The 13,181-nt window shown below is 27.0% G+C and carries 14 protein-coding genes; 8 read left to right on the top strand and 6 right to left on the bottom strand.

The genetic code is table 11. The features are described 5' to 3' along the window. Positions 1-7: 7 nt before the first annotated feature. Complete coding sequence (locus OLM55_RS10115) at positions 8-928, top strand: hypothetical protein (protein WP_264558784.1); 921 nt, start codon at positions 8-10, stop codon at positions 926-928. After that, positions 925-1,602 (top strand): ATP-binding cassette domain-containing protein, encoded by a 678-nt coding sequence (locus tag OLM55_RS10110; protein ID WP_264558783.1) that lies wholly within the window; start codon positions 925-927, stop codon positions 1,600-1,602. Before OLM55_RS10115 ends, OLM55_RS10110 begins: the two co-directional genes overlap by 4 nt. 2 nt (positions 1,603-1,604) lie before the next feature. On the opposite strand, the gene OLM55_RS10105 is transcribed toward OLM55_RS10110, so the two are convergent. After that, positions 1,605-2,270 (bottom strand): spermidine synthase, encoded by a 666-nt coding sequence (locus OLM55_RS10105; RefSeq protein ID WP_264558782.1) that lies wholly within the window; start codon positions 2,268-2,270, stop codon positions 1,605-1,607. Between the two features lie 56 nt (positions 2,271-2,326). Here OLM55_RS10105 and OLM55_RS10100 point away from each other — a divergent pair, with 56 nt between their 5' ends. Together OLM55_RS10100 and OLM55_RS10095 are read left to right on the top strand one after the other, a co-directional pair. Continuing rightward, complete coding sequence (locus tag OLM55_RS10100; RefSeq protein ID WP_264558781.1) at positions 2,327-2,884, top strand: 1-acyl-sn-glycerol-3-phosphate acyltransferase; 558 nt, start codon at positions 2,327-2,329, stop codon at positions 2,882-2,884. A 73-nt stretch (positions 2,885-2,957) separates the two neighbouring features. Then, positions 2,958-3,965: a hypothetical protein gene (locus OLM55_RS10095; protein ID WP_264558780.1), complete on the top strand. Its 1,008-nt coding sequence runs from the start codon at positions 2,958-2,960 to the stop codon at positions 3,963-3,965. Positions 3,966-4,030: 65 nt separating this feature from the next. Here the strand turns inward: OLM55_RS10095 and OLM55_RS10090 are convergent, their stop codons facing one another. Beyond that, positions 4,031-4,510 (bottom strand): helix-turn-helix domain-containing protein, encoded by a 480-nt coding sequence (locus OLM55_RS10090; RefSeq protein ID WP_264558779.1) that lies wholly within the window; start codon positions 4,508-4,510, stop codon positions 4,031-4,033. A 303-nt stretch (positions 4,511-4,813) separates the two neighbouring features. Between OLM55_RS10090 and OLM55_RS10085 the strand changes: the two genes are divergently transcribed. The 3 genes from OLM55_RS10085 to OLM55_RS10075 are packed head-to-tail and all read left to right on the top strand — an operon-like array spanning position 4,814 to position 7,054. Next, positions 4,814-5,965 carry a M14 metallopeptidase family protein gene (locus OLM55_RS10085; RefSeq protein ID WP_264558778.1) on the top strand — a complete coding sequence of 384 codons (1,152 nt, stop codon included), beginning with the start codon at positions 4,814-4,816 and terminating at the stop codon, positions 5,963-5,965. Positions 5,966-6,015: 50 nt separating this feature from the next. Then, the gene (locus tag OLM55_RS10080) at positions 6,016-6,495 is read left to right on the top strand and encodes an Lrp/AsnC family transcriptional regulator (RefSeq protein WP_264558777.1); all 480 of its coding nucleotides are present in this window, start codon (positions 6,016-6,018) and stop codon (positions 6,493-6,495) included. A 46-nt stretch (positions 6,496-6,541) separates the two neighbouring features. Then, positions 6,542-7,054, top strand: a complete 513-nt coding sequence (locus OLM55_RS10075) for a DinB family protein (protein ID WP_264558776.1) — start codon at positions 6,542-6,544, stop codon at positions 7,052-7,054. A 37-nt stretch (positions 7,055-7,091) separates the two neighbouring features. Here OLM55_RS10075 and OLM55_RS10070 read toward each other — a convergent pair whose 3' ends face one another. The 4 genes from OLM55_RS10070 to aroB all read right to left on the bottom strand — a co-directional run bounded on the left by OLM55_RS10070 (position 7,092) and on the right by aroB (position 11,260). Next, a complete protein-coding gene (locus OLM55_RS10070; protein WP_264558775.1) occupies positions 7,092-7,397 on the bottom strand; it encodes a hypothetical protein in 306 nt (101 codons plus the stop codon). Positions 7,398-7,483: 86 nt separating this feature from the next. Continuing rightward, entirely contained in the window at positions 7,484-8,458 is a 975-nt protein-coding gene (locus OLM55_RS10065; protein ID WP_264558774.1) for a deoxyhypusine synthase family protein, read from the bottom strand. A gap of 40 nt (positions 8,459-8,498) precedes the next feature. Further along, a complete protein-coding gene (locus OLM55_RS10060) occupies positions 8,499-9,899 on the bottom strand; it encodes an arginine decarboxylase (protein ID WP_264558773.1) in 1,401 nt (466 codons plus the stop codon). Between the two features lie 293 nt (positions 9,900-10,192). After that, entirely contained in the window at positions 10,193-11,260 is a 1,068-nt protein-coding gene (aroB, locus tag OLM55_RS10055; protein WP_264560619.1) for a 3-dehydroquinate synthase, read from the bottom strand. A gap of 95 nt (positions 11,261-11,355) precedes the next feature. On the opposite strand from aroB, the gene OLM55_RS10050 reads away from it, so the two are divergent. Beyond that, complete coding sequence (locus tag OLM55_RS10050; protein WP_264558772.1) at positions 11,356-12,522, top strand: proline dehydrogenase family protein; 1,167 nt, start codon at positions 11,356-11,358, stop codon at positions 12,520-12,522. Positions 12,523-13,181 lie beyond the last annotated feature (659 nt).

Raw genomic sequence — 13,181 nt, 5'->3', positions numbered from 1 at the left:
GAAAAAAATGATAAAAGAATACTTTAAATTACAATACAAAATGACCAATCGTCATTTAATTGAATTTGGTATAAACCCAATACTTGTTTATTTAGCAAGTGTTTTTTTATTTTATCAATTGTCTATAAAATTATTTAATGATGTTGAATATGCTCCTGTAATTTATACATTTCTTTCGTTAAGTTTTATCGTTAAAATTGCTCAAGAAAGTAAAATTAATTTTTTAAAAAGTGTTTTTACAAAAGCAGATTTTATAAAGATTAGACTTTTAGAAAATTTCCTAATAGCAATTCCTTTTTTATTTTTTTTGATTTATTATAAAGAATTGATATTCAGTTTTTTATTAGTAATAATAAGTTTTTTGTTTGCTTTTGTAAATTTTAATAGCAAGGCTAAATTCACTCTAAAAACACCTTTTTATAAATATCCTTTTGAGTTTTGCATTGGTTTTAGAAAAACATTTTTAGTCAATATTTTTGCATTTTTCATATGTTTTATGGCTATCAAAGTAAATAATTTTGGTTTAGGTATTTTTTCCTTTTTACTAATACAATTTACATGTTTACTTTTTTACACAGAACCAGAAAATAAGTATTTTGTTTGGATTTATTCAATGAATGCAAAAGAATTTATTCGGTATAAATTTAGAATAATAGTACTTTATTCATCAATATTATGTTTGCCAATAATTATAAATCTGTTGATTTTTTTTCCAACAGAATACGCATTAATAATAGGGATTTTGTGTTTGAGTTATTTATTTATTCTTACAGCCATGTTAGCAAAATATGCTGCTTTTCCAGATAAAATAACCATTAGAGAAGGTGTAATACTTGCTTTTTTAGCTTGGTTTCCGCCCATTTTAATATTAGTTATTCCATATTTATATCTTGAATCGGTTAAAAAATTAAATACCTTTTTAAAATGATTGAAATTAAAAACCTTTCAAAGTCTTTTGGGAAAAATGAAGTTCTTAATAATCTGAATTTATCCTTCGAAAAAGGAAAAGTGTATGGAATTGTTGGTGAAAACGGATCAGGAAAGACAACTTTTTTTAAATGTTTAGCTGGTTTAGAATCATTTCAAGGAGAAGTTACTTGCGAATATGGAATAATGAAAGAGAAATTAGGTTTTTTACAAACAGAATCATTTTTCTTTTCTAAAATAACTGGTCGAGAATATTTACAATTATTATGTACTGCTCGAAAAGTTGAGAATTTAGATTTTGATGATAAAAATATTTTTGACTTGCCATTAGATCAATATGCAGTAACATATTCTACCGGAATGAAGAAAAAATTAGCGTTAACTTCAATTTTACTTCAAAAAAACGAATTATTTATTTTAGACGAACCTTTTAATGGTGTTGATATTCAAAGTAATATGATTATTACGGCAATTATTCATGAATTAAAAAGACTAAATAAAACTGTTATTATTTCTTCACATATTTTTTCGACTTTAAATGATAATTGTGATGAAATTTTAGTTCTGAAAAAAGGTGAAATCACTAAAAAAATTAAAAAAGAAGATTTTACTAATTTAGAAAACGAAATGAAAGAATTTTCTATAACTAATAAAATAGAAAGACTAAATTTATAATTCTAATCAATCTTTTCAACCAAAATCAACTCATTAAAAACTTCAATATTTTTAAACTCTTTAATTATATAACTTGAGGTTTCAAAAGCACCGATGAACTGTTTGTTTTTATCAATTCCTTTTTCATCTAAGTTCATAGTATTAAATAAAATAAATCCATTAATTTGAAGCAATTGTTTAGTATTATTGATAAATTCATTTTTAAATAAAAAGTCGGGCATAGTTGCATCCTGAAAAATATCAATGATAATTAAATCAAAATTTTCAGTTGTACTTTTAACAAATTCATTTGCATCGGCAATAATAGGAGTGTAGTTCGTTATTTCATTCAATTTAAAATATTGGTTTGCAATAGTAGTAATTTCTTCATCAATTTCAACTCCAGTAATTTTACCTTTGAATTGAAATTCATCCACAAGCGTTTTAATTACACTTCCGCCAGCAACACCAAGAACTAAAATAGAATTCATGTTTTGAATTCTTTCTTTACCAATAGAATACAATCCGTTACGTAGTACTTTTTGCAGACTTCCGTATGAATAATTCGTGTTTTCAGAATCAATGACCAATTTGCCATTATTCCAGGTTACTTCTAAATTCTTACTTATTTGAGATTTTTTCTCATATATAGTAATAGGAAGTATATAACTTAACCACTTTTTAAGCATTGTATTTTTTCTATTTGTAAATATAATTCTATTTTTACACCAATTAAAAGAACAAAATGAAAAAATACATATATACTTTAATCTTTTGCAAACTGCTTGGTTGGAAGGTTGTAGGAACTATTGAAAAAAATATTACTAAATGTATTGTTATTGCAGTACCTCACACAAGTTGGTGGGATTTTTTCTTGGGTATTTTTTCTAGAGCTATTTTAGAATTAGATATTAATTATGTTGCCAAAAAAGAATTATTTGTTTTTCCATTTGGATATTTTTTTAAATGGACAGGCGGAAAAGCTTTAAACCGACAAAAAAAGGAAAATAAAGTAGATGCTATTGCTAAAATTTTTGAAGAAAATGAAGTGTTTAGATTAGCCATTGCTCCTGAAGGAACTCGTAAAAAAGTAGAAGAATGGAAAACAGGTTTTTATTACATAGCTTTAAAAGCAAATGTACCAATTGTTCCTGTAGCTTTTGATTATGCTAATAAAGAAGTAGTTTATCACAAACCCTTTTATCCAACAGGAGATATTGAAAAAGATTTACCACTATTACAAGCCAATTTTAAAGGTGTTATTGGTAAAATTCCAGAAAATAGTTATGTTCCAAAAAAATAATTATAAATTTTAAAACCAAGATTTCATTTTTCTCGTAAATGAGTTTTTAATAACAATCTAAAAAACTTAAATTATGAAAAAAATGCTTGCTTTAGGAACTTTATTATCATTAATAGCTGTTTCTTGTACAGATGATGATTCAATGTCATCACAATCTAATCCTGAATTAAAATTAGTTACTTCAAGTAATACAACAGGTAAAATTTCCTTTGTTGATTTATTATCAACAAATTCATCTATTTTTTCATTTTCTGTAAACGGAACAGATAATGATGGAATTTATTACAATTCATTTTCTGATGAAGTTATACTTGCATCAAGAACAAATAATCGTTTAGAAACTTATTCAGGACTAAAAAATGGGGTTGAAACCAATACAGATAATTTAATGTTATCTAATTTTAGTTCGAATATGGATTTTACAAATGCTAGAGAAATTGCTATTTCTGGAGATAAAATAATTGTTACTCAAGATCAAGCAACTATTAATAACGATACAAATAAATTTCTTGTTTATCAAAAAACAACATCAGGTTATAATTTAATAAACGAATATACTTTAGATTTTAAAATTTGGGGAATTCACGCTGAAGGAACAACTTTATATGCTGTTGCCGATTTAACTAGCGATATATTGGTTTTTGAGAATTTTTTCTCATTAGCTTCTGGAACTATTATGCCAACTAAACGTGTAACTATTGAAGGTTTAACACGTACTCATGGAATTACTTATTCTGCAAATGATGATGTAATGATTTTAACAGACGTTGCAAGTGCTGCTGATGCAACTGACGGAGGCCTAATTGTGATAAATAATTTTACAACTGTACTTAATTCTACTTCAAATATGGGAACTATTGCTATGAGTAACCAAAAAAGAATCTATGGAGCGAGCTCAACTTTAGGAAATCCGGTTGATGTTGCTTACGATTATGTAACAAATGTAATTTATGTAGCAGAAAGAGCTAATGGTGGTGGTAAAGTGTTAACTTTTAATATCCCAACTGCATCTGGTGATGTTGCTCCAGTTGATTCTAGAGCAGAAGCAGGAGTTGCAGCAGTTTACTTACTTCGAAAATAAATTATTCTTAAAGTAGAATTTAAAACGCTTTACTAATTATATAGTAGAGCGTTTTTTTTTAGAGATTATTCAGGGTGATATTCTTTAAAACTTCCATTTTTATAAAAAATAACAATTCGTTCAATATTGGACGAATTTTGTGTTTGTGGAAAAATCTGCGTATTTGAATTTTTTTCTTCTAAATTATTTTTTACGGCAGTATTTTCACTTTCTATATTTTGAGAAAATAAATCCGAATTTGAAGCATTTGATTTTTCTACAATATTTTCAGTTTTAGAAATTGGAGTAGGAGAACTATTTTCAATTATTTTATGTTCTGATTTTGGGAATGTTCCTTTACCATTTAAAATCCAATATAAATCTACTTCAGGAAATTCTTCAATAATTTTCATAATGAAATCTAAACTCGGTTTGTTTCTTCCAGAGAGTAGGTGAGACAAACTAGAACGTTGTACACTAATCTTATCTGCAAATCCAGAAGCAGATAAACCGTAATATTCTAGTATTTCTTCTAGTCGTTTAATGAAATCATCTGTGTTTACCATTGTAAATTGTAATTATTCAAATTAAGGTTTACAAATGTAAATATAAGTTTTCAAATAAACAATTAAACTTATATAAATAGACTAAACGTTTAATTGTTTACTTTATATAAGGATATATAACTAACTGATTTTTAATATTATCTATAGTGATAATATTTTGTATTACAAATGTAATTGTACAAATAGGTAAAGATGCTAATACGTAATGGTAACGTGTTTACAAAAGTAAACAAAACAGTACATTTATTTGTTTACATTTGTAAATAGATAGTTGTTTACATTTGTAACATAATAATATAGAGTATGTTTTTGCAATTAGCCAACGAATATTTAAACAAGAATTTATCAGGACGATATGTTACAAATTCTCATATTGAAAATGAATTAAGCTTATTAAATTCCAATTTTAAAATTTCAATTGAAGGAAAATCAGTTCAAGATAAAAATATCTACAGCGTTCAATTTGGAACAGGAAAAATCAAAATATTCATGTGGTCTCAAATGCACGGGAATGAATCTACAACAACAAAAGGATTGTTGGATTTTTTTAATTTCTTGAATTCTGATGATGAATTAGTATTAAAAATTAAAGAAAAATATACTTTATTATGTATTCCTATTTTAAATCCTGATGGAGCAGAAGCTTATACAAGGGTTAATGCTAATGAAATTGACTTAAATAGAGATGCATTTAACATTACACAACCTGAAAGTAAGTTGTTAAGAGAATTATATCTTAGTTTTAATCCAGATTATTGCTATAATTTACATGATCAGCGCACTATATTTGGTACTGAAGGTACTAAATTACCTGCTACAATGTCTTTTTTAGCACCTTCTTATAATGTTGAGTGTGATTTTAACGAAACTCGTTTTAAAGCTATTAAAATCATTAATATGATTAATAAGGAATTGCAATTGGTTATTCCTAATCAAATAGGAAGGTTTGATGATGCTTTTAATATAAACTGTATTGGAGATTACTTTACATCTCAAGGAACACCAACGATTTTATTTGAGGCAGGACATTATGCAAATGATTATCAAAGAGATGAAGTTAGAAAATTTGTATTCATATCGTTAATTTCTTCTTTGTTAGGAGTAAGTAGGGAAACTAATTTTGACTCTGAAATTAAAGAATATTTAATAATACCTCAAAACATTAAGAATTATTTCGATTTTATTTACAAAAACGTCAAAATTATTAAGAATTCAGAAGAAAAATTAATTAACTTTGCAGCGCAATATAAAGAAGTGTTAGTAAATGGAAAGATTGATTTTGTAGCAGAAATAACACAAATAGATAATTTAGAAAATTCTTATGGACATGTTGAATATGATTGTGAAGGAATGTTTTTTAGTTCTTCATATGGAAATTTACCAAAAAAACAAGAAAAAGCGGATTTTTATCTAAATAATTTGTTAAAATATAGTAATGGATTATTAATTCTTTAATAAATTTGCACTTTCAATTAGAATTTTAAATATTTATTATTTTATACTTTATGAGTAAGTTTCGATTAGATGAAGTGGATCATCAAATTTTAGACATGTTAATTGATAACACAAGAGTTCCTTTTACGGATATTGCAAAAAAATTGCTTATTTCTGCAGGAACTGTACATGTTAGAGTAAAAAAAATGGAAGAAGCTGGAATTATTCAAGGCTCTTCGTTAACTTTAGATTATGAAAAATTAGGTTATTCTTTTATAGCTTATGTTGGTGTTTTCTTGCACAATACGTCACAAACAAAATTTGTATTAGAAAGGATTGATCAAATACCGTATGTAACAGTTGCTCACATAACAACAGGTAAATTTAATATTTTCTGTAAAATTAGAGCAAGAGATACAAAACATGCAAAAGAAGTTATTTTCATGATTGATGATATTGAAGGTGTTTATAGAACAGAAACAATGATATCACTTGAAGAGAGCATAAACGATAAAAAAAGGTTAATGCATACCATTTTTAAAGAAATGTAATTGTAAAATCCCGGTATTCCCGGGATTTTTTATTATATTTATAATTATGATAGAATTTAATGAAAATGAGTTTGCTCCATTTTATGCGAACTATGTAACAATTGCAAATAATCATTTGTCAATAATTGATGGTTTAATACAACAATCAACTCTTGTTGTAGAATTTTTCAAAACTATACCCAGAGATAAACTAAATTATCGTTATTCTGAGGGAAAATGGACGGTTAAGGATATTTTTTTACATTTAATTGACACTGAAAGGATATTTGCATATAGGGCGCTTAGAATTGCAAGAAATGATAAAACTGATTTACCTGGTTTTGAAGAAAATGATTATGTTATTGAAGCTTTGGCAGGTGAGAGGAGTACTTCAAGCTTAATTGAAGAATATAAAATGGTAAGAAACTCTACTATATGCCTTTTTAAAAGTTTTTCAAGTAAACAAATGAAAAGACTTGGTATAGCATCAAATTCTTCGGTGTCTGTTAGAGCACTTGGTGTTATTATTCAAGGCCACGAAAAGCATCATTTAGATATTATTAAGGAAAGATATTTGTAAAATAAAAAAGCTCCAATAAATTGGAGCTTTTTTATTTTTAATCTTCATCAGAATCAGATTCATCAGCAATCTCTAAATCATTTAAAGAGTCTAATGAGTCATCACCTGTGTTATCATCATCTTCATCATCTTCGTAGTTTTCTATTCTGTCAGCTAATTTGGTACTTACTTTTACTAGAAAAATAGTGTCTTCAGTACGTACTTCAACAGCCTCAACTGTTTCATTTTTAATGTTCTTGAATCGTATGATATCTGAATCTTCATATCCATCAGGAAACTTCTCAACTAGCAAGGTTAAGATTTCATTTGTTAATTTTGCGTAATCAACAATAATTCTTTTCATTGGGTAAAATTTAATCTTTATTTTTTATCAAAAGTAACATCCTTATTGAAAAAATCAAATTATAATTTAATTTTTTTTCATTTTTTTTACCAACCTAAAACATGAGCAAAAATCAACGGAACTACGATCGTTGCATCAGATTCTACTATGAATTTAGGAGTTGTTATATCTAATTTTCCCCAAGTAATCTTCTCATTTGGAACTGCGCCAGAGTATGAACCATAACTTGTTGTAGAATCAGAAACTTGACAGAAGTAACTCCAGAATGGAATATCGTGCATTTCCATGTCTTGATAAAGCATTGGTACTACACAAATTGGGAAATCTCCAGCAATTCCTCCTCCAACTTGGAAAAAACCTAATCCTTTTCCACCAGAGTTTTTTGGGTACCAATCTGCTAACCACATCATGTATTCAATACCGCTTTTAGTTGTAGAAACATTTAATTCTCCTTTAATACAATAAGAAGCAAAAATATTTCCCATTGTACTATCTTCCCAACCTGGAACAACAATAGGTAAGTTTTTTTCAGCAGCAGCAACCATCCAAGAATCTTTAGGATCAATTTCATAATATTGTTCTAAAACACCTGAATTAATCATTTGGTACATGAATTCATGTGGAAAATATCGTTTACCTTCACTTTCAGCTTTTTTCCAAATATCAATTAAATGTTGTTGTAATCTTCTAAAAGCTTCTTCTTCAGGAATACAAGTATCTGTTACACGATTGTAATGGTTTTCTAGTAAATCCCATTCTTCTTGAGGTGTTAAATCTCTATAGTTAGGAATTCTTTTATATGAATTATGAGCAACTAAGTTCATAATATCTTCTTCTAAATTAGCTCCAGTACATGATATTACGTGTACTTTATCTTGACGAATCATTTCAGCTAATGATTTTCCTAATTCAGCTGTACTCATTGCGCCTGCAAGCGAAATTAGCATTTTACCATTATCTAATAAGTGTTCTTCATATCCTTTTGCCGCATCAACTAAAGCTGCTGAATTGAAGTGAAGAAAATTATTTTCTATAAATTGACTAATTGGACCTTTGCTCATTGTTATTTTATTTAATTGAAAAAAATTCTGTATTTGTATATTATTTCTTTTTGTAACCTAATATATTCATAATGTCTTCAGCTTTTTGCTGTTCAGAGAAAACTTCTGTTGCTAAAATACCATTTTCATCCCTATCGATTAAAATATGTTTTGGTTGAGGAATTAAACAGTGATGTAAACCGCCAAAACCACCAATTGTTTCTTGATAAGCTCCAGTATTGAAAAAACCTATGTATAAAGGTTTTTCCTTGTTATATTTTGGTAAATAAACGGCATTCATGTTTTGTTCTGAGTTGTAATAATCGTCACTATCACAAGTCATACCGCCTAATAGCACTCTTTCATATGTATCATTCCATCTGTTAATGGCTAACATTACAAATCTTTTGTTAATTGCCCAAGTATCAGGTAGAGTAGTAATGAATGAAGAATCAATCATGTTCCATTTTTCTCTATCATTTTGTTGTTTTTGATATAATACTTGATAAATAGCACCTCCGCTTTCACCTACTGTAAATGAACCAAATTCTGTAAAAATATTTGGAACAGGTACTTCAGCTTCATCACAAGCTATTTTTATTTGATTAATAATTTCATCAATCATGTATTGATAATCATATTCAAATGCAAGTGAATTTTTAATAGGAAAACCACCTCCAATATTTAAACTATCTAATGTTGGGCACTCTTTCTTTAGTGCAATATAAACTTTTAAACATTTTAGTAATTCGTTCCAATAATAAGCAGTATCACGAATTCCTGTATTAATAAAGAAGTGAAGCATTTTAAGCTCAACTTGTTTATTTTCTTGTATTTGTTTTCTGTAAAAAGGAACAATATTTCTATATCCAATACCTAAACGAGAAGTATAAAATTCAAATTTTGGTTCTTCTTCTGCGGCAATTCTAATTCCGATTTTGAATTTACCATCAATTTGCTCTTGTAATAAGTCTAATTCCTCGTAATTATCAATAATTGGAATTGTATTCTTGTGTCCATTATTAACAATTCTAGCAATATTTTCTACGTAAGCATCTCTCTTAAAACCATTACAAATAACAAACGTATTTTTATTGATTTTTCCTTCTTCTAAAAGACTTTCAACAATATTAATGTCAACCGCAGAAGATGTTTCAATATGAATATTATTTTTAAAAGCCTCATTCATAATAAACTGGAAATGAGAGCTTTTAGTGCAATAGCAATAGTGATACTTACCTTCGTACTTATGTTTTTCCATTGCTTTTCTAAACCATCCTTTTGCTTTATTGATGTTGTTTGAAATTTGAGGTAAATAAGTAAACTTTAAAGGTGTACCATATTGTTCTACTAGTTTCATTAAATCAATTTTATGAAATTCAAGATTGTCTTTATTTAAGGTAAATTCTTCTTGAGGAAAATAGAAAGTTTGATTGATTAAATCGAAATATTTTGTATTCATTTTTTGAGTAATATTTTTGAAATTTATTAATTGTTTTAATTTTATAAACAATTAATTTTCAAAGTCTTATGTTAGAAAATATTATTAAAAGTTTTTCGTTAAATGCTTTTAACAATTCAAATAAATCAAATACAAAAATACTTTCATTAAAGGAACAACTATTATGATGTATTGAATAGCTGTTTTTCTGAAAAGAAAAGCTTGTCGTTAAATTTTGAAGTAAATGTGGTTTTTTCATTACTGCAAATTTAAAAAATATTATTACCGATTGGAATGAATTAGATTATTTTTTTTTAGTTTTTATAATTTATAAAAGATTTTATAATTAATTCATTATCAGCTGTTTGATTGATTTTAATTTTACCTATTCCATCTAAAAGCGCAAATTGAATGGTGCCAAATTCATTTTTCTTGTCAAAAATTAATAATTCAATTACTTTTTGAATGTCAGTTTCATTAAATTCAACCTTGTCATAAAGCGAATTAATTAGTTCTTTTATTTCTAAATATTCAATTTCAGAAATAAGATTTTTTTCTTTAGAAATATAACTTTCTAAAATCATTCCTATGGCAATAGCTTCACCATGGAGTAATGATTTTTTATTAGGATGTTCCAATAAATAGCTTTCTATTGCATGACCTAAAGTGTGTCCGAAATTTAAAGATTTTCTTATTCCATTTTCGGTTAAGTCTTCAGAAACTATTATGTTTTTTATTTGAACTGATTCATGAATTAAACTATTCAAATCATCAGTACTTAAGTTATTTAGGTGTTTAAATTTATTCCAATATAGTTTATCGTAAATTAAACCATGCTTAAGCATTTCTGCTAATCCAGAACGCATTTCTCTTGCAGATAAAGTACTCAGAAAATGTGTATCGATTAACACTGCTTTTGGTTCTCTAATTATTCCAATCTGGTTTTTTAAGTTTCCTAAATCAACTCCATTTTTCCCACCTATTGATGCATCAACCATAGCTAAAAGAGTAGTAGGAACATTTATGAAATCGATACCTCTTTTAAATGTACAAGCAACAAAGCCGCCAATATCTGTAATCACACCACCTCCAAGGTTTATGATAATACTTTTTCTATCTCCTTCTAATTCGGTTAAACTATTCCAAATGCCTAAACAAGTTTCAATATTTTTATGTGCTTCACCAGCTTCTAATTCAATAATTTCAATAGCTACTTCTGTAGCAAAATTCGCTAAAAATCGAGGTAGACATTCGTTTGAAGTATTCTCATCTACAATTATAAATATTTTTGAATACAATTGTGGTGTTATTGATTTGGCAAGAAACTCATAACCTAAATCGTCAAATAATATTTTATAATTGTGTGCTTGAATAGTTTGCATTGTTATTGTTTTCAATTTCATGCAAAATAAGGTATTTTTTATTTAAAAATAGAGAAGACTACAGTATATTTGCATAACAATTTAGTCAAAATCTCATGGAGAAAATCTTTAACAATACAGAAGTTGCTTTTTCACTTAAAAGTGATACCGAGTTAGAAAGAGCTTATTTTTTATTCAAATTAATTGAAAGTCAACCTCTTGTAAAAATTGGTACAGCTGTTACAAATTTTGCATTGAAAGCACATTTACCAGTTGAAGGATTAATTCGTTCTACTGTTTTTGATCATTTTTGTGGCGGAATAAATGAACATGATTGTCTTTCGGTTGTTGATAAAATGTATACTAAAGGAGTTTCATCTGTTTTAGATTATTCTGTAGAAGGAAAAGAAGAAGAAGCTCAATTTGATGCTGCTTTAGAAATGATTTTAAAAACAGTTGATTTTGCTAAAGAACGTATGGCAATTCCATTTGCAGTTTTTAAACCTACTGGATTTGGTAGAATTGCTTTATATGAAAAAGTAGGATCTGGAGCAGAGTTGAATGAGAAAGAAAAAGAAGAATGGAATAGAGTAGTTGCTCGTTTTGATAAAGTGTGTAAAATTGCGCACGATAAAGATGTTGCATTATTAATTGATGCTGAAGAAAGCTGGATGCAAGATGCTGCAGATGATTTGGTTGAAGAAATGATGCGTAAATACAATAAACAAAGAGCAATAGTATATAATACGCTACAAATGTATCGTTGGGATAGATTAGACTACTTGAAAAACCTTCATGACAGAGCTAATAAAGATGGATTCTTCATTGGTATGAAAATTGTTCGTGGAGCCTATATGGAAAAGGAAAATGCTAGAGCAGAAGATAAAGGATATAAATCGCCAATATGCGCAACTAAACAAGCTACTGATGAAAATTATGATGCAGCAATTGTTTATATGGTTGATAATATTGATAAAATGTACATTTTTGCAGGAACTCATAATGAAAATAGTTCATATCGATTGATGGAATTGTGTGAAGAAAAAGGAATTACTAAAAACGAGAACAGAATCTTTTTCGGTCAATTATATGGAATGAGTGATAATATTAGTTATAATTTAGCGGAACAAGGTTATAATGTGGCAAAATACCTTCCATTTGGACCAGTTAGAGATGTTATGCCATATTTAATTCGTAGAGCCGAAGAAAATACTTCTGTAGCCGGACAAACAAGCCGTGAGCTCGATTTAATTAAGAAAGAAAGAAGTAGAAGAAAATTATAAAACGCAAAATCCCTCAGTTGAGGGATTTTTTTTTGTTAATACTAAATTTAGTTATTTGTTTTTGAAATTTTATTCCAAAAAATATTTAGGAAGTTTTTTTGATATATTTTCAACTTATTATTGAACATTATTATTAATATTGATTCGATTGATGTAAGGATTGCTAGTTTTAAACATAGTTCTGCTGTTGTATGTGTTGAATTTAAGATAAGTTCAATTAAATATAAAAATAGGCTTAGAATCCATATTTTTCCTAAAAAAGACTTAGTAACATAAAAACTTCTGTATTTTAATAACGATAAAAAGAGTATGGTAGTTTTAAATATAAAAATTAAAACTAATTGTGAATATATTGTTAGTTCAATATTTCTTAAATAAATTATAGTAGCTGAAATAATTATCCAAGATAAATAATGAATTAAAGAAGACTTTGAATTCTTAATTTTATTTAAATTAATAAAATCAAGGATTAATAATGATAAGAGTAAAAGTACGCCTAAATAATTAATATACTTTGAGTACCTGAATAAAATCATTATTACAGGAAACAATACGCTAATGATAATTCTTATTTTATCTTTCAAAGTTTAAATTATATTTAGTTTTTTATATCTTTAGTTTTTTATATCCTTAAGTTTATAAATGGTAATTTATATTCT

The organism is Flavobacterium sp. N2270 (assembly GCF_025947225.1).
Classification (GTDB): Bacteria; Bacteroidota; Bacteroidia; order Flavobacteriales; family Flavobacteriaceae; genus Flavobacterium.
The sequence above is the reverse complement of the archived record's forward strand: the minus strand, read 5'-3'. Positions and strand labels throughout refer to the sequence as shown.

Bases quoted from the DNA above. Each gene is read 5' to 3' on its own strand.
- OLM55_RS10115 (WP_264558784.1), top strand. From the start codon at position 8: ATGATAAAAGAATACTTTAAATTACAATACAAAATGACCAATCGTCAT.
- OLM55_RS10110 (WP_264558783.1), top strand. From the start codon at position 925: ATGATTGAAATTAAAAACCTTTCAAAGTCTTTTGGGAAAAATGAAGTT.
- OLM55_RS10105 (WP_264558782.1), bottom strand. From the start codon at position 2,270: ATGCTTAAAAAGTGGTTAAGTTATATACTTCCTATTACTATATATGAG.
- OLM55_RS10100 (WP_264558781.1), top strand. From the start codon at position 2,327: ATGAAAAAATACATATATACTTTAATCTTTTGCAAACTGCTTGGTTGG.
- OLM55_RS10095 (WP_264558780.1), top strand. From the start codon at position 2,958: ATGAAAAAAATGCTTGCTTTAGGAACTTTATTATCATTAATAGCTGTT.
- OLM55_RS10090 (WP_264558779.1), bottom strand. From the start codon at position 4,510: ATGGTAAACACAGATGATTTCATTAAACGACTAGAAGAAATACTAGAA.
- OLM55_RS10085 (WP_264558778.1), top strand. From the start codon at position 4,814: ATGTTTTTGCAATTAGCCAACGAATATTTAAACAAGAATTTATCAGGA.
- OLM55_RS10080 (WP_264558777.1), top strand. From the start codon at position 6,016: ATGAGTAAGTTTCGATTAGATGAAGTGGATCATCAAATTTTAGACATG.
- OLM55_RS10075 (WP_264558776.1), top strand. From the start codon at position 6,542: ATGATAGAATTTAATGAAAATGAGTTTGCTCCATTTTATGCGAACTAT.
- OLM55_RS10070 (WP_264558775.1), bottom strand. From the start codon at position 7,397: ATGAAAAGAATTATTGTTGATTACGCAAAATTAACAAATGAAATCTTA.
- OLM55_RS10065 (WP_264558774.1), bottom strand. From the start codon at position 8,458: ATGAGCAAAGGTCCAATTAGTCAATTTATAGAAAATAATTTTCTTCAC.
- OLM55_RS10060 (WP_264558773.1), bottom strand. From the start codon at position 9,899: ATGAATACAAAATATTTCGATTTAATCAATCAAACTTTCTATTTTCCT.
- aroB (WP_264560619.1), bottom strand. From the start codon at position 11,260: ATGCAAACTATTCAAGCACACAATTATAAAATATTATTTGACGATTTA.
- OLM55_RS10050 (WP_264558772.1), top strand. From the start codon at position 11,356: ATGGAGAAAATCTTTAACAATACAGAAGTTGCTTTTTCACTTAAAAGT.